The organism is Leptonema illini DSM 21528, assembly GCF_000243335.1.
GTDB lineage: Bacteria > Spirochaetota > Leptospiria > Leptospirales > Leptonemataceae > Leptonema > Leptonema illini.
Map to the genome: position 1 here is coordinate 165,848 of NZ_JH597775.1, position 18,240 is coordinate 184,087.

General features: G+C 56.5%; 23 protein-coding genes. 8 read left to right on the top strand and 15 right to left on the bottom strand.

Going from position 1 to position 18,240, the window contains the following annotated elements; genetic code table 11:
- Positions 1–3: 3 nt before the first annotated feature.
- The gene (locus LEPIL_RS23730; protein WP_211208709.1) at positions 4–192 is read left to right on the top strand and encodes a hypothetical protein; all 189 of its coding nucleotides are present in this window, start codon (positions 4–6) and stop codon (positions 190–192) included.
- 26 nt (positions 193–218) lie between these two features.
- Positions 219–2,453, top strand: coding sequence for a hybrid sensor histidine kinase/response regulator (locus tag LEPIL_RS22725; protein ID WP_002775957.1), 2,235 nt, complete (start codon positions 219–221; stop codon positions 2,451–2,453).
- On the opposite strand, the gene hrpB is transcribed toward LEPIL_RS22725, so the two are convergent.
- The 4 genes from hrpB to LEPIL_RS21280 form a co-directional block, all read right to left on the bottom strand.
- Entirely contained in the window at positions 2,410–4,977 is a 2,568-nt protein-coding gene (gene hrpB, locus LEPIL_RS21265) for an ATP-dependent helicase HrpB (protein WP_002775958.1), read from the bottom strand. The two genes, LEPIL_RS22725 and hrpB, sit on opposite strands and share 44 nt — an antisense overlap.
- Positions 4,967–6,331 (bottom strand): cytochrome c biogenesis protein CcdA, encoded by a 1,365-nt coding sequence (locus tag LEPIL_RS21270; protein ID WP_002775959.1) that lies wholly within the window; start codon positions 6,329–6,331, stop codon positions 4,967–4,969. Before LEPIL_RS21270 ends, hrpB begins: the two co-directional genes overlap by 11 nt.
- Positions 6,332–6,333: 2 nt before the next feature.
- Positions 6,334–6,783 (bottom strand): protein-disulfide reductase DsbD family protein, encoded by a 450-nt coding sequence (locus LEPIL_RS21275; protein ID WP_002775960.1) that lies wholly within the window; start codon positions 6,781–6,783, stop codon positions 6,334–6,336.
- A gap of 135 nt (positions 6,784–6,918) precedes the next feature.
- A complete protein-coding gene (locus LEPIL_RS21280) occupies positions 6,919–7,515 on the bottom strand; it encodes a rhomboid family intramembrane serine protease (protein WP_157135134.1) in 597 nt (198 codons plus the stop codon).
- 131 nt (positions 7,516–7,646) lie between these two features.
- Between LEPIL_RS21280 and LEPIL_RS21285 the strand changes: the two genes are divergently transcribed.
- From LEPIL_RS21285 to LEPIL_RS21305, 5 genes are all read left to right on the top strand, one after another.
- Entirely contained in the window at positions 7,647–8,885 is a 1,239-nt protein-coding gene (locus LEPIL_RS21285; protein ID WP_002775962.1) for a hypothetical protein, read from the top strand.
- Between the two features lie 8 nt (positions 8,886–8,893).
- On the top strand, positions 8,894–9,316 hold the full coding sequence (dtd, locus tag LEPIL_RS21290) for a D-aminoacyl-tRNA deacylase (protein ID WP_245826919.1): 423 nt from the start codon (positions 8,894–8,896) through the stop codon (positions 9,314–9,316).
- 40 nt (positions 9,317–9,356) lie between these two features.
- A complete protein-coding gene (locus LEPIL_RS21295) occupies positions 9,357–10,493 on the top strand; it encodes a DUF1574 family protein (RefSeq protein WP_002775965.1) in 1,137 nt (378 codons plus the stop codon).
- Complete coding sequence (locus tag LEPIL_RS21300; protein ID WP_002775967.1) at positions 10,490–10,729, top strand: hypothetical protein; 240 nt, start codon at positions 10,490–10,492, stop codon at positions 10,727–10,729. Before LEPIL_RS21295 ends, LEPIL_RS21300 begins: the two co-directional genes overlap by 4 nt.
- A 152-nt stretch (positions 10,730–10,881) precedes the next feature.
- Positions 10,882–11,160: a DUF2249 domain-containing protein gene (locus tag LEPIL_RS21305; RefSeq protein ID WP_002775969.1), complete on the top strand. Its 279-nt coding sequence runs from the start codon at positions 10,882–10,884 to the stop codon at positions 11,158–11,160.
- 40 nt (positions 11,161–11,200) lie between these two features.
- Here the strand turns inward: LEPIL_RS21305 and LEPIL_RS21310 are convergent, their stop codons facing one another.
- Positions 11,201–11,890, bottom strand: a complete 690-nt coding sequence (locus tag LEPIL_RS21310) for a class I SAM-dependent methyltransferase (protein ID WP_002775971.1) — start codon at positions 11,888–11,890, stop codon at positions 11,201–11,203.
- A complete protein-coding gene (locus LEPIL_RS21315) occupies positions 11,887–12,111 on the bottom strand; it encodes a hypothetical protein (protein WP_040920865.1) in 225 nt (74 codons plus the stop codon). Before LEPIL_RS21315 ends, LEPIL_RS21310 begins: the two co-directional genes overlap by 4 nt.
- Positions 12,112–12,193: 82 nt before the next feature.
- Here LEPIL_RS21315 and LEPIL_RS21320 point away from each other — a divergent pair, with 82 nt between their 5' ends.
- The gene (locus tag LEPIL_RS21320) at positions 12,194–13,888 is read left to right on the top strand and encodes an AMP-binding protein (RefSeq protein WP_002775973.1); all 1,695 of its coding nucleotides are present in this window, start codon (positions 12,194–12,196) and stop codon (positions 13,886–13,888) included.
- Positions 13,889–13,892: 4 nt separating this feature from the next.
- Here LEPIL_RS21320 and LEPIL_RS21325 read toward each other — a convergent pair whose 3' ends face one another.
- From LEPIL_RS21325 to LEPIL_RS21365, 9 genes are all read right to left on the bottom strand, one after another.
- Positions 13,893–14,291, bottom strand: a complete 399-nt coding sequence (locus LEPIL_RS21325) for a type II toxin-antitoxin system VapC family toxin (protein ID WP_002775985.1) — start codon at positions 14,289–14,291, stop codon at positions 13,893–13,895.
- Positions 14,288–14,530 (bottom strand): type II toxin-antitoxin system Phd/YefM family antitoxin, encoded by a 243-nt coding sequence (locus LEPIL_RS21330; protein WP_002775986.1) that lies wholly within the window; start codon positions 14,528–14,530, stop codon positions 14,288–14,290. Before LEPIL_RS21330 ends, LEPIL_RS21325 begins: the two co-directional genes overlap by 4 nt.
- 31 nt (positions 14,531–14,561) lie before the next feature.
- Positions 14,562–14,783: a hypothetical protein gene (locus tag LEPIL_RS21335; RefSeq protein ID WP_002775987.1), complete on the bottom strand. Its 222-nt coding sequence runs from the start codon at positions 14,781–14,783 to the stop codon at positions 14,562–14,564.
- A gap of 63 nt (positions 14,784–14,846) precedes the next feature.
- Complete coding sequence (locus LEPIL_RS21340) at positions 14,847–15,266, bottom strand: hypothetical protein (protein ID WP_002775988.1); 420 nt, start codon at positions 15,264–15,266, stop codon at positions 14,847–14,849.
- 148 nt (positions 15,267–15,414) lie between these two features.
- On the bottom strand, positions 15,415–15,816 hold the full coding sequence (locus tag LEPIL_RS21345; protein ID WP_002775991.1) for a hypothetical protein: 402 nt from the start codon (positions 15,814–15,816) through the stop codon (positions 15,415–15,417).
- Positions 15,817–15,860: 44 nt separating this feature from the next.
- Positions 15,861–16,457 carry a dihydrofolate reductase family protein gene (locus tag LEPIL_RS21350; protein ID WP_002775993.1) on the bottom strand — a complete coding sequence of 199 codons (597 nt, stop codon included), beginning with the start codon at positions 16,455–16,457 and terminating at the stop codon, positions 15,861–15,863.
- 15 nt (positions 16,458–16,472) lie between these two features.
- Positions 16,473–16,907: a DUF1801 domain-containing protein gene (locus LEPIL_RS21355; protein ID WP_002775994.1), complete on the bottom strand. Its 435-nt coding sequence runs from the start codon at positions 16,905–16,907 to the stop codon at positions 16,473–16,475.
- Between the two features lie 35 nt (positions 16,908–16,942).
- Positions 16,943–17,353, bottom strand: coding sequence for a RidA family protein (locus LEPIL_RS21360; RefSeq protein ID WP_002775995.1), 411 nt, complete (start codon positions 17,351–17,353; stop codon positions 16,943–16,945).
- Positions 17,354–17,401: 48 nt separating this feature from the next.
- On the bottom strand, positions 17,402–18,010 hold the full coding sequence (locus LEPIL_RS21365) for a putative glycolipid-binding domain-containing protein (protein WP_002775996.1): 609 nt from the start codon (positions 18,008–18,010) through the stop codon (positions 17,402–17,404).
- Positions 18,011–18,240: the final 230 nt, after the last annotated feature.

An 18,240-nucleotide genomic window follows, 5' to 3' on the forward strand; every position in this document is an offset into this window, starting at 1 on the left:
GGCTTGCCCGCAGCGCTGCAAGATGGTGCCATGCATGTCGGCAACGACGACGGACAGAACCTTTCGGTCCTGGCCATTAACGATTTCTATGAGTTCAGAGGGATGCATGAGGTCCGATTTGAAAAAGAAAAAGACTTTGCGACGCTCGCGCAGTATGAAGAGTATGAGAAGAGAGACGAATTCCGTCAATAGAAAAGCAGAGTATAAAGCGAAAGAGCATGATCGGATACCTCTTACTCACCTTCTTTGCCGCCGTCGTCTACCTGCTCTTTTCTGCAGGTGCGATTCGCAGCAACCCGCGTTCGGCGCGTAACTGGCTTTTTGCGCTTGCTCTTTTCAGCCTGTCCGTCTGGGCCTTCTGTTATACGTGGATGTACGCCGCCGATGACGTTGAAAGCGTGAAGCTCTGGTATCGCATATCGGCGCTTGGCTGGATTTTCAGTCCGATGTTCTATCTGCATTTTTATATGGTGCTGGCGAAATCACCGTCGGGGCCTCTTCGCTTTCTCATCCTTGCAGGCGGTTATATTGTCGCCGTCGCTCTGATCGTGCGCATGCAGTTCGCTCCGATTATGGCGGCTGACTTTATCAAACGCGACTATTACTGGGAAGAGGTGATTATCAGCCCCGATCCGTGGTTCTGGCTGCTTCTCTTCAATTCGTTCTGGACGATCGTTCTCGGAGCCTGGCTGCACTTCCGTCGTGCGCGAAGGTCTCAACGCCGTGTGGAGAAAAGGCAGGCCTGGATCATTTCGATTACGATCGCCCTGTCGGCCTTGATGATCTATCTTGTGAATGTCGTTCTGCCCGCCCTGCACGTGCGTCCGTTTCCGTCGATCGCCATCGTTCTCAACCTGATACCGGCCGGCATTATCTGGTGGGCATTTCACAAATACGATACGCTTGCGCTCACGCCCGGTATGGCCGCCGATACGATCCTGGAAAAGATCAGCGACGCCATCGTGCTTTTTGACGAAGATGGGCGTATCCTGAGCTTTAACCGAAGCGCTCGTAATCTTGTAGGGTCTTCCATCGAAGCGGGCCGTCATGTGCGCGATCTTTTTATCGAGCCTCCTTCTGTACTTGAAGAGACGCTCTCGGTTGGCGAGCAATTTCAGTTCGAGTCGACGCTCAAGCTCGATCGGCCCATCCCCGTGAGAGTGGAAGGGGCGGCCTTTCATAACGTCGCCGGCGATTATATGGGATGCTCTCTTGCCATTCGAGACATCCGAAATATCAAGCAGCTTCGTGAAGAGATCAACGAGCGCCGTCACGTTCAGGAGAAGCTTGAAGATGCGATGATCGAACTGAAGCGCGCCACAAGGGCAAGAACGGATTTCCTGACGCGCATCAGCCACGAGATACGCACGCCGATGAACGCCATTCTCGGCGCCGGTGAGCTGCTTGCCGACACCGATCTGAACGCCACACAGCGTGAGTATCTGGATTTTTCGCGAAGGGCCGGCGAAAGCCTGCTCGGACTCATCGACAATCTGCTCGACCTCTCGCGTATGGAGGCCGGTCGCTTTGAGATTTCGAAGGCTCCGTTTTCGCCGCATGATCTTGCCGAAGACGTCTGTCGTATCCTCAAGGCCGAGGCGGAGCGTAAAGGCATTCTGCTTCTGCTTGAAGAGGCGGATGTGCCTGCACTTCTCGAAGGCGACGAAAAAAGCCTGCGTCAGATTCTGCTCAATCTGGGCGGCAACGCCCTCAAATTCACGGAGAACGGACAGGTACTTCTGCGGTTTGAGGTTAACGATCAGGGCGGAAGACCGGCACTTGTAATGGTTGTGCAGGATACGGGCATCGGCATCGAGCCCGAGCAGATGGAGCGTATCTTTCAGCCGTTCATGCAGGGCGACTCTTCTATTACCCGACGCTTCGGCAGAGCAGGCCTTGGCCTTGCTATCGTTCGCGAGCTTGTCGACCGCATGGATGGCACGATGCGACTGAAAAGCGAGCCGGGACTTTTCACGCGCTTCGAGGTTTCTATTCCCGTTGTCATTCTCGAAGCATCTGTAAAGGCTCTCTCAGAAGAACAGCCGTTGACGCTTCCTGCGATTCGTCTGCTTGTCGCCGAGGATTCGCCCGAGAACCGCCAGATCGTCGCCGCTTTCTTGAAAGATCAACCCGTACTTCTGACCTTTGCCTGTGATGGAGAGGCGGCGGTACGCTGTTTTGAAGAGCAGGCCTTCGATCTCGTACTCATGGACTTACAGATGCCGGGCGTCGATGGTTATACGGCGACCCGTCGCATACGACAGATCGAAGAGGCCGATCATCGGCGTCGTACGCCCGTGCTGGCCTTCACGGCGCATGCGATGAGTGATGCCGCCGAAAATGCGACCGAGGCGGGTTGCGACGGCGTCGTCGTCAAGCCTCTGCGCCGGCGCAAGTTGCTCGAAAGCATCATCCAGTATGCCGCTTCGTCTTCCTCGTCGGAGCAGCGCTGAGCGGATCTTCTGGCCACGGATGCTTCGGATAACGCCCGCGCAGCTCTTTACGCACATCGGCATAGGTACTCGTCCAGAAGCTGCGCAGGTCGTTTGTGATCTGCACCGGTCGGCCTGCCGGCGAGAGCATATGCAGCGTCAGAGGAATGCGTCCGTCGCCGATGCGAGGCGTTTCGATCAACCCGAAAAGCTCCTGAAGCTTCACAGCGAGGACGGGGGGCCTGATTGCGTAGTCGATGCGAATGAGCGATCCGGAAGGCACGGCGATCGATTCCGGAGCAAGGCGTTCGATGAGGCGACGTTGCTCCGTGCTGAAGCGACTGAATAGAGGCGTGCTGTATTCGCTGATCGTGCCCGTCGGTCCAATAAAAGGACGCAGCCAGCGATCGGCTTCGGCGATGAGTGTGGTCGTATCGCAGGCGGGCAGATCATCGAATCCGGCCTCGCGCAGGCATTCGACCCTTTGAATCAGAGACAGGGCCTTCGCGTCGTTCGTCCATTCTTCGCCTTCGCAGATGCGACTCAGAGTAGCGTCGATGATCATTGATGCATCGGCCTCGTCACTACGCAGTACTCGGCTGCGAAGCGTGATCGCTCCGATCCTCTCTTCTTCGACGATCTGAAAGCCTGCAGCGACCGGGCGCATAACGCGCCGGATGCTGACGGAGCCCTCGCGCACGACATCTGTGGCATCGGCAGCCAGGGCCAGACGGATGCGAGCCTTTGCCTGCGTATCGAGATCGGCGACGACGAGCCATTCGCTTTCGCGCAGCGGATCGGCTTCGTTCAAAATGGCACCGGTGCCGTTTGCAAGCAGGTACTCCGACGACTGTGACGTCCGTCGTTTCGCGATGCGATCGGGAAAGGCGAGTGCAAGTAGCGCGGCGATGCCGGCGGGAGTTTCAGGAGTGGCGACCTGTATCTCAGCCTGTTCACGTGTCGTCCGCCCGCTTTCACGCACTGATCTGACTAACGAATCGGCGATGCGCACAAGCCTTTCGCTTGCGTTGCGCTCACGCTGTGAGGTTATCCAGTCAATCCGTCTCTGCAGATCGGCCGTGAAGGGCTCGTCGGGGCGAAAGCGCAGTGGATCACGCTCCGAGAGAAGGGCGGCCAGGTCGGCCGCTTCGTGAAGACCGTTTTGAGAGTCTGACGATTCTTTCTGTCCTCTCGGCCCTCTCGGTGCTTCGAGCGAGGCGACAAGCATGCGGCTGAGCCGTGGATGTAGAGGCAATCTTGCCATCTGGCGGCCAGTTGCTGTAATGCGGTCATCCGTTAATGCGCCGAGTTCATGAAGTAGTTTGCTGGCTCTCGATAGGGCCGCAGCCGGAGGGCGATCGAGAAGGCAGAGTTCGTCGGGCGATGCGCCGCGTTCGCGCAGTTCAAGAAGAAAGCCGGCCAGATCGGCCTCGGCGATCTCTGGCGGCGTTCGCTCTGTGAGTGCATCAAACTCAGAGCGACTGCACATGCGCAGGCAATACCCGTCGGCAAGTCGGCCGGCGCGACCGGCGCGCTGTTCCGCTGCATCTTTTGCAATACGCATCAACTCAAGACGACTCATGCCGCTGCCGGCATCATAACGCTGTCGCCGTTCGAAGCCTGAATCGATGACGGCGTCCACGCCTTCGATCGTAAGACTGGTCTGAGCGACGTTTGTGGCCAGAATCAGGCGTCGGCGACCCGGATCATAACGCAGCGCCTCATCCTGCTCTTTGCGCGATAGCTCTCCGTAAAGCGGCACGACGGGCAGATCGGTCAGAGATTCGCCGAGTATCGTGGCGGCGCGGCGAATCTCTCCCTGACCCGGTAAAAAGACGAGAATGTCTTTCGTCGTTCTCTGGAGCGTATGACGCACGGCCGAAAGAAGCGCCTTATAAAAGGCCTGTGACAGATACTGGCCTCGCTCGATAAAGTCCGCCGCACCGCGAAGGCCCTGGCTGCGATACAGACGGCAGGCGTCCTCGTATTCGATCTGCACCTCGAAGCGCCGCACATCGACTTTGAGAACAGGGGCGTTATCCAGAAGTCTGGAAACGGCCGTTCCGTCCAGCGTCGCCGACATGACAAGGATACGCAGATCGTCGCGCAACGTCGCCGCCTCAAGCACAAAGGCCAGGCCCAGGTCTGATTGCAGCGATCGTTCATGGAACTCGTCGAAGATGACGAGGCCGACTCCCGTTAACTCGGGATCACGCTGCAGTCGCGCCGTGAGCATTCCCTCGGTAACGATCTCAATGCGCGTTTTTGCGCTGACGCGACGCTCAAAGCGGATGCTGTAGCCGACGGTCTGCCCCACCTGCTCCCCGAGAAGCGAGGCGATGCGCGAGGCGGCCTGGACGGCGGCGATGCGCCGTGGTTGCAGCATAACGATGGACTGACCGGCCGATAAAAGAGGCAGAAGCGATTGCGGTAGCACCGTCGTCTTACCCGCTCCGGGCGGAGCCTGCAAGACGGCGAAGCGGCGCTCGGTTAACTGGCGCCGCAACGGTTCGATCAGGGATTGGACGGGAAAGTCACTCTGCATGCGAACGGATGGCCTGGATCATACCGGCGCCGTCTCTGTAGTTCGTCGTCTTGAAGATCAGCGTCTGGTCGGCACGCAGAACGAGAAAGAAGGGCAGTCCGACGTTCAGCTCCGGATAACTTTCTGCGAAGCGCTCAAAGGCCGCATCGGTATCGTAGATCTTGAGCGGCACCGCCTCGTTTATGCCCGAGGCAAGCGTCTCATCGGTTTCGATCAGGCGACTGAAGTCCTTGCAGTTCGTACACCAGTCGGCATAGAAGTCGATGAAAACCGGCCGGCCTTCTTGCGCCGCGCGGGCAAAGGCCTCGTTAGGATGTCGGTGAAAGACGACCGAGCCGACCTGCTCGGTTACGCCGGCAAGCGCCGCATCGTCGAGATTGCGCTCCTCTCTAACAAGAAGAAAGGGCAGCGAGAATACAAGGAGCAATACGAAGATAGCGCCTGCCTGTAGCGTTCGAAAGCGCATGGGATCGACCTGTCCGGCCTGCATCTTCTTTCGAAAGATGCGCGGCAATGCGAACAGAAAAAGCAACGAGAAGCCCGTAAAATACGAGAGAAGCAAAAGGGCATGTGCGGGAGGAACGCCAAGCACGACAAAGCCCTTCTCAAGCTGTAAAAAGGCGGCAAGATAGATGACGGCGGCGAAGGCGTACTTCACCGGATTCATCCATCGGCCCGACTGCGGTAGTTTTGCTCCAAGCACGCCCGAGAGAAAAAGCGGAATACCGAGACCGGCGCCATAAGCGACTGCCAGGGCCATGCCGAAGCCCACCGAGCCGCCCGACGAGCTCTGCTTCGCGATAAAAAGCAGGATCGTAACGAGCGCCGGCGAGACGCAGGCCGAGGCGGCTAACCCCGCCGCCATGCCCATCAGAAGCGTGAAGAAAAGCCCCCGCCGGGACGCCGCCTTATCAACGAGCGTGCGGGCGCGATCGAGGCCGAGCGGCACAAGATCAAGCATGGCCAGCGTCAGATACAGAAAGACGACACCGAAGGCGAGGATCACCCATCCGCTCTGCATGATGCGCGAAAGGGCCTGCCCGCCCGATGCGGCCACAAGACCGAAAAGCAGGTACAGCAGCACGGTGCCCAGCCAGTAAAGAAGCGGATGCAGCCAGAGCGGATCGTTCTTCTGCGCCGTGGCGAAGGCCGTGCTGCCCTGGCCGGTGGCCGGCTGTGCGCGACGACGTAAGAAGCCCGCCGTAATCGGAATCAGCGGATAATAGCACGGAAAGAGCGAAGAGGCAAGCCCGGCGGCGACATAGATGGCAAGCGATGTGATCGGACTGGCCGAGGGCTGATCCATAAGCGAGGAAAGCAGCCCGTCAAGAGAGGCGGTGATCGTTTCAAGCATGGTTAACTCTCGGGAGAAACGTCATGCCATGCCGGCCGGTAGCAGATGCCTTTCACCTCGTCGCAGATCTGCACGCGCACGCGAAAGTTCGCATCCCCGGCCTTTTTCGTCTCTGCTGCATCGGCAGGAAGCTCGAAGGCGAATACGCCCTGTCCGCGAAGAATCCGTGCGCCCGACTCCTCGTCGATAACGCCTTCGGGCTGAGCGGCAGGCTTCGGCTCGGCAAGGCCGTCGGCCGTCCAGGCCTTCCAGTCGAAGGTGACGGGGATCAGGTTGCCCTCGCGTCCGCCGTCGAGATACGCATGATGGCGATCGGGCACGGTTACGGTGACGTTCAGCTTGCCGTTTGCGATTGCAGCGGAAAGCGACGGCTCGGGCACGCCTTGAGAGCGGCTGCACGAAACCGCAGCAAGCAGTGTGGAGAGTAGAGAGATGATTCTGATTCCTGACATTCGTAAATCCTTTATTCTGAACGGCATCCCACGAGACCCGCGGGCGTTGCCTTATTTCTATTCGTTTCCCGGCTCATCTGGCTACAGTCTGCGATCCCGATCGACCGCTTTTCTGTCTCGCAGAGGCCGTCGCTGTTAAAAAGTAAGCAGTCGCTGGATCTCGGCAAAAAGCGGCTGCAATCCGGCCGGCGCCATGACAGCAGTTACGGCCAGGCCGGCCAGGGCGCCGCCGATATGGGCCTCATGGCTGACGCCGTCGCCGCCGCGGCGGGCCATGTAGAACGACAGGGCAAGGTAGGCGATGGCAAAGACGGGCCCGGGTATGCCAATTGGAATAAACATCAGATACAACTCCATCTGCGGATAGAGGATGATCGATGCGAAGAGGATGCCGCTCACCGATCCGCTTGCGCCAAGGCAGGCGTAGCGCGGATCTTTATGACGCATGGCATAGACGGCAAGGTCTGAGGCAAGTCCGGCGACGCCGTAGAGGGCCAGCATGAAGATCGGTCCCATCTGCTCGACGATAACGGGAGCGAAGAAGTAGAACGTGATCATGTTAAAGAGCAGATGCATCCAGTTCGCATGCGAGAAGTGGGCGTAGATCCATCCGCGATAGCCCTCGTTCTGCGAAATTGCATACGGGGAAAAAAGAAAATTATGCTTGTCCTCTCTCTGGAAGAAGAGCAGGGTTACGACAAGGTTGAGCAGGATTACGAGCAGAACGGCCATCGGGTGCAGTGCAGAGCAGAGGCCCGGCCGGGCAAGAAAAATCCAGCCTCCTGTGGCGCTCATGCCGATATAGAAACGGAACAGGCCGCTGCGGACTTCGATAAAGTGGCCTGTACAGTGAAAGCAATCCGATGAAAACGAGCGATCTGCCCGAAATACTGTCTGATCCGTCGCTGGACCCGCGCATCACGCCCGTCGAGCTGCTTCTGTTTCCTGAGGCGTCGGGCGATCGTGCGCGCTCGAAAAAGCCCGAGGCGCCGTCGCCGGCCGATCTGAAGGCCCGACTGGAGGCAGTGCGAGAGCGGCTTGAGGCCCGCATTCAGAACGATGCCGGTCCGTACGAGCATCCGCTTTCCATCTGCTATCATCTTGCCCGATTCCAGGCCCGCTTTCTTCACGAAGAGATCGTCGATTCGCCTGTTGAGAAGGCGGCTCGCCTTGTCATTGAACAGAAGAAGGCAAGGGCGGCGAAGAAAAGCCGGCTGAAGGCCTCGAAGAAGAAGGCGAAGAAATCGACAGGAAGCATCGCGAAGAAGGTGTCGGATGACGACTGGCTGATCGATCGCGAGACCGCTCTTAAAAAGGAGCATGAGAACCGTCAGCGCGAGATGAAGGCGATGCATCGCATGATTCAGTCGTTCAAGGCGAAGCTTGATATTCCGCCGAAGCTGCGTACCGCTCCGCCCGAACAGCTACAGCTTGAGATGGCCAGGCAGCTGAACGATCTGTCGAGCCGCTTCGTCGTCGACGAAAGCGATCGATCGCTGCTTCTTCTTGAACTGGAGCGCTATCGTAATCCCGACTACATTCATCCCGAGCATCGCGCCATCATCGAAAGGCAGCAGCAGGAGTTTGACGATCTGCAGAGAGAGTTTCGCCGGGAGCGCAAGCGCAGCGATCTTCTCGAAAGCGAGGTGCATCGCCTGACCGAGCAGATCATAGAAGGCCCGTCGCCGTCCGTGCGCAATGAACAGCTGCATGAGCTCGAAAGCCTGCGTCGCGATTATCAGCTTCTTTCGCAGAAGTACGATATGCTTGTGAGCAAGAATATCGAGCTGTCGAATCGGCTCGAGAATCAGAGCCATGTCAAGCATCTCGAACAGGCCCTTGATAAGATTCGCGACAGGGTGAACGCCGTCATACGATCCGAGGGTTTGACGAGCGAGATGCTCGTCGTGCGCATAAGGCGTGAGGTCGAGCAGCTGCAGCGTGCGCGCACGTATCTGGGCAAGGCGCTCTTTGATCTGGGCATGCTCTATCTGCGTCTCGGCCGCAAGGACGACGCCCTCACCGAGCTGCGAGCGGCAAAAGAGTTAGGCGTCGACGACCCCGAGGCGAATCGCCTTTTACAGAACCGGGCCGACGCGTGAAGGCCGTCGTGCAGCGTGTGCTCTCGGCGTCCGTGCAGGTGGACGGCGAGACGGTCGGTTCTATCGGGCGGGGCCTGCTTGTTTTCGTCGGTTTCGGTCATGACGATACCGAGGCCGGCATCGATCCCTTTCTCGATCGTCTTCTCAAGCTGCGCATCTTCGAAGACGAGGCCGGACGTATGAATCGCAGCCTTGCCGACGTCGCCGGCGGCCTGCTTCTTGTTTCGCAGTTCACCCTGCTTGCCGATCTGGCTAAAGGCAACCGGCCGTCTTTCGGTCCGGCAGCCTCTCCCGAAATCGCCAGGCATCTTTACGAGCGTATGCTCGATCGGGCCGCAGCGAAACACGGCCCTGTCGCCGCCGGGCGCTTTGGCGCCGATATGAAGGTCGCTCTGATCAACGACGGCCCGGTGACCTTTGTGCTGCCGTAAAAATGGTTGTGCGCTGCTCTGACGGGCGCATTCCGGATCTGTGAAGAACCAGGAACAGGCACACGAATCTTCTTCGGGTAAACGCCCTCCGCTCAGGCTGTTCCTTTTTCCGGTTCTCGTCTTTGCCCTGGCCTTTCTTGTCGATAAGGCCTTCTTTATCGGTAGAATCGAAGACTACTTCCTGACGACGGCCTCCTTCTTGAACTTCGATCATAAAGAGGCGATGCTCGACGAGCTTGAAGACCATCTGAAAAAGCCCGATCATCTGAAGGCCCTTGTGCTTTTCGGCAACTCACGCACCATGTCGTTCAGTCGCGAGTATATCGAAGAGCGTTATCCGGGATGGACGCTTTTTAACTTCTCGGTGCCGGGCGGGACGACGGACTACTTCTATTACTTCATGAAAGAATTCCGACGTCGCGACATACGACCCGAGGCCATCTATTTCGCCGTTACTCCTCAGGGCATGAATGCAACGCCGGCCGTCGCTCTTGATGAGGTGATGGTTTTCGGGCTGCCGCCGTCGTTCCTTGCTACGGAGTTCCGTTATTACAGTCTCGACGAGCTTACGAATTACATTGCCAAGAAGGCCTTCCTTGTTTACAGATACCGTCCGAAACTGAAGACGATCGAGTGGCGCATGTCGTATAACGAGCAGACGAAAGACCGCCCTGTCGACGCCTTTCGCAAGATGCTTGAAAATACCGAGCTGGCTCTCGCAAAACATCGCGGATCGGTACCTTACGATCTCGACGTGAAGCCGGCGCAGGATGAAGCGGCCATTCAGGCCAATGCCATCTCTATCTGGAAAGATGCCTTCACACCGTTCCGGCTGCATGAAGGGCAGGTGCATTTTACCGAAGAATCGCTGAAAATAGCAAAAGAGCTCGGCGCGAAGACGGGCCTTGTCTGGCCGAGAGTCAGCGCTCCACTGCGACATCTGAAAGATACCGAGAAGGTGGCGATCGACCCCGTTACGCATGAGCCGACCACGGTGCGCGCAGCCTGGGAGCCGGCCATGAAAAGGTTAACTGAAGATACCGACGCCAGCTGGATGGACTTTAATTATGACCCGGCCTTTGATCCGCATTGCGACTTCTTCTTCGATGCCAGTCACATGGCTTCGGGCTGCTTCCGCCCGTTTATGGACGGCGTAATGGCCGAGGCTATGAAATGAAGCGGCTTGCCGTTCTTGCCGTTGTCGGTCTGATTGTGGCGCTGACCTTCGCCGGCGGATGTCGGGGCTGCCAGAAAGAAGGCGCCGACATCCCGCCACAATGCGGCGAATGCCTGGAGCTGCCGACGGGCGAGGTCTGTACCGTGCGAGGAACGATGCGGAACAGCTGTCTGGCCATCTGCGTCGGCGCGAAGATCGAGTGTAACGGCCCCTGTCCGTGTGCCGCAGGAGAGTAGGGCGCTTCGGTCGAGCGGAATCAGAAAAGCGTCGATGTGCAGCCCTTCTCGATTTAATACTCTGAAGTAAAAAATTGCGTGCCGCCTGCGCCTCCATTCATTAATGTGAATCAGAGACCGATCTATCTCGGTCAAACATGAGGAGACATACAATGAGTGAAGTTCTGGACGTAACGCAGATCGTCCCTTTTCAAAGACATGCGATCATCTTTGATCGTTTCAAGGCTCTTAAAGAAGACGAATCGTTTATTTTGAGAAACGATCATGATCCGAAGCCGCTGCATCATCAGTTTCAGATCAACTTTCCCGGAGCCTTTACCTGGGATTACGTCGAGAAGGCTCCCGGTAATTTTCAGATTCGCATCACACGCGTTGCGGTGGATCCGAATCATGACAATGCCATCGCAGGCGATTGCTGCGGACATCACTGAAAGAAAGACGGCGCGCCTCCCGCTATTCAGGTAACGATCCTTACATGCGCCTGGCATACCAGGCGTGGATCAAGCCGGCCTGGAAAAACGGCACGGGCCGCTTAAAACCGGCGGACTCTATAATCGTGGCCAACGCCTGTGGTGGAAGGATGGCCACGTCTTTCGCGTAGGCCGCCTTCATGCGGGCGATACTCTCGGGCGAGTGATCACCCGGCGACATCACCCTCTGCCAGAGCGCAAGCAGGGCGTCAAAATGATCCGGATCAGATGACAGATCGGAGCTTGTAAGGATGCCCGAAGGCAGAAGCCGCAGGGCGATCTCTTTAAAGAAAGACGTGCGCGCCTCTATCTCGAGTATAAACTGCGAAACAAGAAAGCAGGTCGCCGCGTTATACACCTGAACGGCCGGAAGCGAATCGACATAGCCTTCGTGAAACGTGCATCGCGACGTCAGGCCTGCTTCGTCCGCCCGTTTGCGGCAGACCTGCAGCATGGCGCCCGAGGGCTCGACGACGGTGAATCGACAGCGCGGTGAAATCCGGGATAGGGCTAAAAGCTCTTCGCCTGTTCCGGCGCCGACACAGAGGATCTGAGCCTCTGCTGGTAGATCAGCAAAGACGGATTCGAGTAAAAAATGCAGGGCGCCGCTCATTGCCGACATCCTTGCCCACTGTGCGTCGTAGCTCGAGGCCTGGCGATCGAAGACCTCTCTGAGTTCATCCTGATTCATGGTATTCGACCATAAGCAATGGCAGCGAAGATTCGGTCAACGAGAAGCGACATCGTATACGGCTCGCTTCGGTGGTTTACCTTGCCTTGTGCCCTGGGGGCCGCCTGCAGGGGCATGAGTTTTTCAGCTTTTCCTTGGAACGACCGTTCAAAAAACGGTAGTAGAAGCCGTTTTTGAGATAGCTTGGAGAGTGTTTTTGCGGATGGAATAAGGCGTTTCATATATAGAGCGCCGGCAGTTAAGAGCCGCTCTCAGAACCCACGGCGGGTTTTGAGAAGTGCCCTATAAAAGAGGAGTCCCATCGTGTATAACGTCGATCGTTTTACTATTCCTGAAGTCATCGAGAAAAGCGCCGCCCATTACGGTGATTTAACCGCCCTTGCACCGAGCGATCTGCGCAACACCGAAGAGAGCCTGAGCTACAGACAGCTTGAAGAGCGTTCGCGAGGCATCGCCGCCCTGCTTGTGCTGCTTGGCGTGAAGCAGGGGGATCGTGTCGCCCTTCTATCAGAGAATCGCCCCGGCTGGGGGCTCTGTTATTTCGCCATCTCCCGTGCCGGAGCGGTCGCCGTTCCGATCATGACGGCCTTCACCGACGAACAGATTGCCTCGATCCTCGAGCATTCAGGCAGCGTCGTTATGATTGCTTCAAAGAAACTGGCCTCTAAGGCTCCGGCCGGCTCGTCGGTGCGATTGTTGATCGTCGACGATCTGGAGCGCGGCATCTACGCAGACGTTTCGCCCGAGGCGCATGCTAAGGCCGTCGCCGATTTCGCCACGCCTGCCGTTGCCGGCGACGATCTCGCTTCTATTCTTTATACGTCGGGTACGATGGGGAACTCAAAGGGTGTGATGCTCACACATCGTAATCTCGTCTCTAACGCCATCGCCGCGCGAAAGTTCATCGTTCTGCGCCGCACCGATCGCCTGCTTTCCGTGCTGCCTCTGGCCCATGCCTATGAATTCACGATCGGATTCTTGATCCCGATGATGCAGGGCTCGGCCGTCTATTATCTGGATAAACCTCCGTCGGCGACGGCGCTGCTTCCGGCGCTTGCAGCCATCCGCCCGACCATCATGCTTGCCGTGCCGCTCATCATCGAGAAGGTCGTGCGTTCCAGCGTGAAGCCGGCGCTTGAGAAGATGTCGCTGTATAAATATAAGGCCGTTCGCCCGGCGCTCGACTGGCTGGCCGGACGCAAGCTGAAGAAGGTTTTCGGCGGACACCTGCGTTTTTTCGGCATCGGAGGAGCTCCGCTTGCCGCCGACGTCGAGAGCTTCTTGCATAACGCTCGCTTCCCGTATTCGATCGGATACGGTTTAACCGAAACCGCTCCGCTGATTGCCGGCAACGTTGCCGGTAAGGTGCGTCTTCATACGACGGGCGTTCCTCCGCATGGAGTCGAGCTGCGCATCGCCGATCAGAGGCTCGATACGGGAGAAGGCGAGATCCAGGCCCGCGGACCGAACGTCTTTCCTGGATATTATAAAGATGCGGAGCGCACGGCCGAGTCCTTCACCGAAGACGGCTGGTTCCGCACCGGCGATCTCGGCACGATAGATCGTGACGGTCGGGTAACGGTGCGCGGACGCCTGAAGACGATGATCCTCGGACCATCGGGCGAGAACATCTACCCCGAAGAGATCGAGGCGCTTTTAAACGCATCGCCCTATGTGCTTGAGTCCCTTGTGTATGGCGGCGAGAAAGGCGTCACCGCTCTTGTGCATCTGAAGCCCGAGGCGCTTGAGCAGATCACGTCACGCATCAAAGACGGAATCGAACAGGCCGAAATCGCCGCCGGACATCTGGCGCAGGAAGCTGCCGTCAGCCTGCACTCGGCCGAGCATCATATTGCTCATCTGCTTGAGAGCATCAGAAAAGAGACGAATACGCGGTTAGCCGGCTTCTCGCGCCTGTCGCATATCGAGCATCAGAAGGAGCCGTTTGAAAAGACGCCGAAGCAGAGTATTAAGAGGTTCCTGTATCCGAAGAAGTAGGGGGCTACCAGAGAAGGTTTAGCCCTGTCGGAACGAACTTCTTAAACGCACGATCCTTGCTGATCAGACCCATACCTCTCGATATTGCTTGCCAGATCAGCATTCTGTCGAAGGGATCGCTGTGATCCGTTTCGGCAAGGCGGTGATATGATATAGCCTCAGCGGGCGTCAACTCAATCAGTTCAAATTGCATCTGTTCGGCGGCAGGGATTAGATCCTCCGTTTCAAAAGGCGCCAGAGAGAGTTTGTTGACCCTTGTTTTAATTGAGATTTCCCAGAGAGTAACGGCACTGACGTAGATTTCGTTCTCTGGATGTATGATGGCTTCTCGCGCTGGTTTTGACAGGGCCTCTGTATTGTAAACAGTCCACAGGAAAGTGTGCGTATCAAGCAGATACTTCACTTCAGACCCAGCAGTTCTTCTTCGGTCATCTTGAAATCAGGGGCAAATTTGAGCTTTACCTTGCCTTCAAGGATTCCGATTTGCCGAGGACTACCTTTTGCTGGCGTACGAAAGGGAACGATCATCGCTACGGGTTTCTTATCCTTTCCCTGGAGGATTGTGAACGATTCGCCTTTCTGAACTTCTTCAAGGACTTTGGAAAATTGTGCCTTCAGCTCTCCGGCGGGCAGCGTTTTCATGAAGCAAATATAGGGGACCGGGGCCTTTTTGTCAAGTGGTGAAACTCGGGGAGATATCGTCCTGTTCAGGCCGTACCAGCTCGCCTTCTTTTACCGACCCGAATAGAGACTCAAAGCCCTCGGGATAGCCCGCTACGATGTTCAGCTGTATCTGTTCGGTCATCCATTTCGACACGGACACGTTGTTCTTGCTTGCCGCCAGCTCAACCTTGCGCAAGGTCTCATCGTCTATGTACAGCGATATCTGAGGCATACTTGTAATAAGGCAGAGGAAAAGTGATGTCAAGGAGATTCACTCGCGGTGATCTTCGTGACATCAAAAAGCTCTTCGGCCCGTTTTGATATCAATACAGTATTTGTCTCCATTGAAATCCCACACGGTAATAGTGTCTCCGCCGACTTCACATGCCCCCGTAAAGATATCTTTCCCGCAAAAGGCCCACAGCAACTCCCCATCCAATGTGAACATGCTGATCGCCAGCTCGCCATGCACAATAACGTGCAAACCGTCAGGAGAGAGATGCAGTCCAAAACAAGTTGCCTCGTCGGCTTTGGTTTGCCAGCGAATTAGCAAACCCGGTAAAGAGAGGGCTACGATCCGGTCTCCAACGGCAACGATGCATTGCGTCTCAGTGATGATACAGGAGCGTTGATGCACTCCTGTCCCGCCGCCAGAAGACCCCAGAATGGCCGAACTACAGAGCGCGCCATTCAGATAGACTTCGAGCCCATGCATTGAAGATGGGCGATAGTTTTCTTCGAGCAGTTATTCTTGGTGATAAGTCCGAGTATTATCCGCCGAACCGAAGGAATACTGAGGTTCGTTGATCATTTCTACTGTGATTGGGCCTCGTTTCCAATGCATCTGGCGCACCTTTCCCGCCTCAGTTTTCTCTCCTGAGAGAAAGCCACCCTTCAGCAAGGCAGCTGCCAGCTTCGAAGAATTTGCTCTCCCTGGCATCAATCTCATGCACAAGCGCCTCGATCAGAATAAAGCAAACGCCGCGCGTTATCCCGTGTTGCTGAAATGCAGAGAGTGCGCCCTTGAATACGGCGCTACGGAATAATTCAGGCACTCGGCCGCCGGGCACATCGCAGTCGGCATCTGGATTACCCTGCCAGCCTTCTTTTTCAGCAGCGATAAATTCAATAGCATCGGAATCGCTTTCTTCAATCCGGGCAAGGATGGCAGCGATTCCACCACAGTTTGTCTGCACTCCGCTGGATGCATAAAGCAGCCCGTCATTCAGGACCTTAAACCGGGTTGTAGTATCAAAGGGAACCATCTGTCAGGGCCTCTCATCTATCGGCTACACGGCCGCTACTGTCGCTAAACGTCCTCCGTTCTGACGGCTCCCGCTCGCTCATAGTTCGCGAAAATCACGCCGCCCGGCGTTACGGTGCTCTCTTTTAGCGTGAAGGCCGCCGGAATCGTGCCTTCGACGAACAGTCGTTTGCCGGCGCCTAACGTGATCGGATGAATTTTCAGCCAGAGCTCATCCACTAAGTCATGGCTGAGAAGGGTTTGAACAAGACCGGCGCTTCCATACAGATGCAGATCAGGCCCTCGAGAACCTTTGAGGTCGGCGACCTCTTTCGCCACGTCCCCGTTCAGAAAAACGGTGGGCTGCCATTCGCTGGAACTGATCGTATGCGAGGCGACATACTTCGTTGCTCTGTTGACGGCCGGCCAGATGTCATCATGCTCCGGCCAGTAGGGGGCCCATATTTCGAACGTCTTTCGACCGAGCAGTAGATCAAAGGGCAGATTCATCTGCCTTCGCATGATTTCTTGCGAGACCGAGTCGGAGTAAGGGCCGATCCATCCGCCAAAACGGAAGCCGCCGCTTGGATCTTCTCCGGCGCCGCCTGGCGCCTGGATAACGCCGTCAAGTGTGATGAACTCAAGAACGATCAGCTTTCTCATGAAGGGCTCTTTCGACTAATGGCGCTCTTCTTTTGCTCGGGTCTGTCGGACGCCGGCTTTTTGTTTGAGCGGCTGAAGTCCTCGGTTGCGCCTGATGTCTCGATAATTGTATTGAATGACCTTCGCCTTCTTCAGCCAGCGTTGTAGGTCGGATTTCCGGATCTCTTTAACGTCGTTATAAAAAACCGATGCATCCTTGAACTTCTGGCCCACGACGTTCAGGCCGGGCTCTTCGAAATCCGCGCCGCTCCAGAACATCAGTCGTATACCCGGTTTCTGTTCGCTGTAGCCGACCGTCGGATTCCCGTCAAGAAACCATACAGGATGTCCGTGCCAGATCTTATTCTCGGCTCCGGATAGATGTCTGTCGATCTCGGCCGCCAGCACATCGCAGACCTCTTTACGGCCTCCAGGTCGACCGGCGTTATACCTTACAGTATCGGGATGCATGGAAGGCCTCCTTCTTTAGATGACTCTAATAACTCTTACTCTTTCGGCACAACGGCGATCGCATCGATCTCTACAAAGAAATCGGGATGCGCAAGAGCAGGCACAAAGACGGCCGTGATGGCCGGAGGGTTACTACGCTCGCCCCATATCTCTTGAAAGGCTTCGAAGCCCTCGCGTACGGACTGACCGTGTACAATATACACATTCCACTTTACGACATGATGCAGCTCGCCTCCGCCGGCGCGAAGGGCGATCTCCAGATTCTGTAATGCCTTCTTCGTCTGTGCTCGAACGTCGCCTTTGCCGACGATATTGCCTGAAGCATCGACGGCGTTCTGTCCGCCGACATAGATCGTCTTTACGGTCCCGCTTGTGACGACAGCCTGTGTGAAGGCAGGATTCCTGTGTAGCCCCGCCGGATTGAGATGCTGGACATTTCCTTTCATAAATAAGCTCCTTTAGCGAGTTGAGGCCAGTTTTAAGAGGGCTTCGACTCAAATACGATAGAACAGATTCGGATAATCCAACACGACACCATGTTCGTCAACGGACAATTCTGCTCTGAAGCTACTACTTCCATTTTCGTCGAGACTCTCGAAAAGATAGCGGCCTTCGTCAAGCCCTGTATAGGCCTGCATCTGCGAGCTCAGAGTCAATTCCGGTGCGAGAATCCATGCGACCTGAACGGGCCGCCGCTCATTGAGAGCGGGGCCCATCTGCAGTATCGGGAATGTATTCGTGAAAGGTGTCGGCCAGATATCGATGACGGTGCATCCGTCAAGATCGGCGAGGCCTCTGCCATCGTTATCCGTCCACTGCCCGTGGCCATCAGAGTAAAGATGCATCGTGTGAGTCGCAGACTGTGTTCTGCTCTGCAGGCGAGCTTCTTGAATGCGCCAGGCGGCATTCCACCTCAGGCGATATGTGAGTCGAAAGGGCCCGTGCTTCTCATCGAAGGCCAGAACCACTCCGTCTGCACTGCCTTCACCCAGAAGCAGATGCTCAAGCCCTGGAGATATCTTGCACCACGTATGTCTCCAGGCGAAGCTGTAGGGCAATTCGAGAGACGTGCGGTCTGCGGAGCTGTCACCGTCCGGGTTCACGCAGGCTTCTCCGGGTTATTCAGCCGCTGCGGATCCATCCAGTAACGATAGGGATTATGTCCCGAATTTAGTTAGAGTTTGAAAAGGCGGAACCCTGGCCCAAAGTGGGCCGAACACCACATTCCCTTACGGAGGGTTCCAGATGAAGAAGAACGAACGGGCAGAAACCAGTCAAACACAAAGCCTTACGGCCGAAGGTTTTCGGGATTATATTCGAACCAGCCTCGATG

Coding starts and splice junctions, on each gene's coding strand:
- LEPIL_RS22725 (WP_002775957.1), top strand. CDS start 219: ATGATCGGATACCTCTTACTCACCTTCTTTGCCGCCGTCGTCTACCTG.
- hrpB (WP_002775958.1), bottom strand. CDS start 4,977: ATGCAGAGTGACTTTCCCGTCCAATCCCTGATCGAACCGTTGCGGCGC.
- LEPIL_RS21270 (WP_002775959.1), bottom strand. CDS start 6,331: ATGCTTGAAACGATCACCGCCTCTCTTGACGGGCTGCTTTCCTCGCTT.
- LEPIL_RS21275 (WP_002775960.1), bottom strand. CDS start 6,783: ATGTCAGGAATCAGAATCATCTCTCTACTCTCCACACTGCTTGCTGCG.
- LEPIL_RS21280 (WP_157135134.1), bottom strand. CDS start 7,515: ATGGCCGTTCTGCTCGTAATCCTGCTCAACCTTGTCGTAACCCTGCTC.
- LEPIL_RS21285 (WP_002775962.1), top strand. CDS start 7,647: ATGAAAACGAGCGATCTGCCCGAAATACTGTCTGATCCGTCGCTGGAC.
- LEPIL_RS21300 (WP_002775967.1), top strand. CDS start 10,490: ATGAAGCGGCTTGCCGTTCTTGCCGTTGTCGGTCTGATTGTGGCGCTG.
- LEPIL_RS21305 (WP_002775969.1), top strand. CDS start 10,882: ATGAGTGAAGTTCTGGACGTAACGCAGATCGTCCCTTTTCAAAGACAT.
- LEPIL_RS21310 (WP_002775971.1), bottom strand. CDS start 11,890: ATGAATCAGGATGAACTCAGAGAGGTCTTCGATCGCCAGGCCTCGAGC.
- LEPIL_RS21315 (WP_040920865.1), bottom strand. CDS start 12,111: ATGAAACGCCTTATTCCATCCGCAAAAACACTCTCCAAGCTATCTCAA.
- LEPIL_RS21330 (WP_002775986.1), bottom strand. CDS start 14,530: ATGAAAACGCTGCCCGCCGGAGAGCTGAAGGCACAATTTTCCAAAGTC.
- LEPIL_RS21335 (WP_002775987.1), bottom strand. CDS start 14,783: ATGCCTCAGATATCGCTGTACATAGACGATGAGACCTTGCGCAAGGTT.
- LEPIL_RS21340 (WP_002775988.1), bottom strand. CDS start 15,266: ATGCATGGGCTCGAAGTCTATCTGAATGGCGCGCTCTGTAGTTCGGCC.
- LEPIL_RS21345 (WP_002775991.1), bottom strand. CDS start 15,816: ATGGTTCCCTTTGATACTACAACCCGGTTTAAGGTCCTGAATGACGGG.
- LEPIL_RS21350 (WP_002775993.1), bottom strand. CDS start 16,457: ATGAGAAAGCTGATCGTTCTTGAGTTCATCACACTTGACGGCGTTATC.
- LEPIL_RS21355 (WP_002775994.1), bottom strand. CDS start 16,907: ATGCATCCCGATACTGTAAGGTATAACGCCGGTCGACCTGGAGGCCGT.
- LEPIL_RS21360 (WP_002775995.1), bottom strand. CDS start 17,353: ATGAAAGGAAATGTCCAGCATCTCAATCCGGCGGGGCTACACAGGAAT.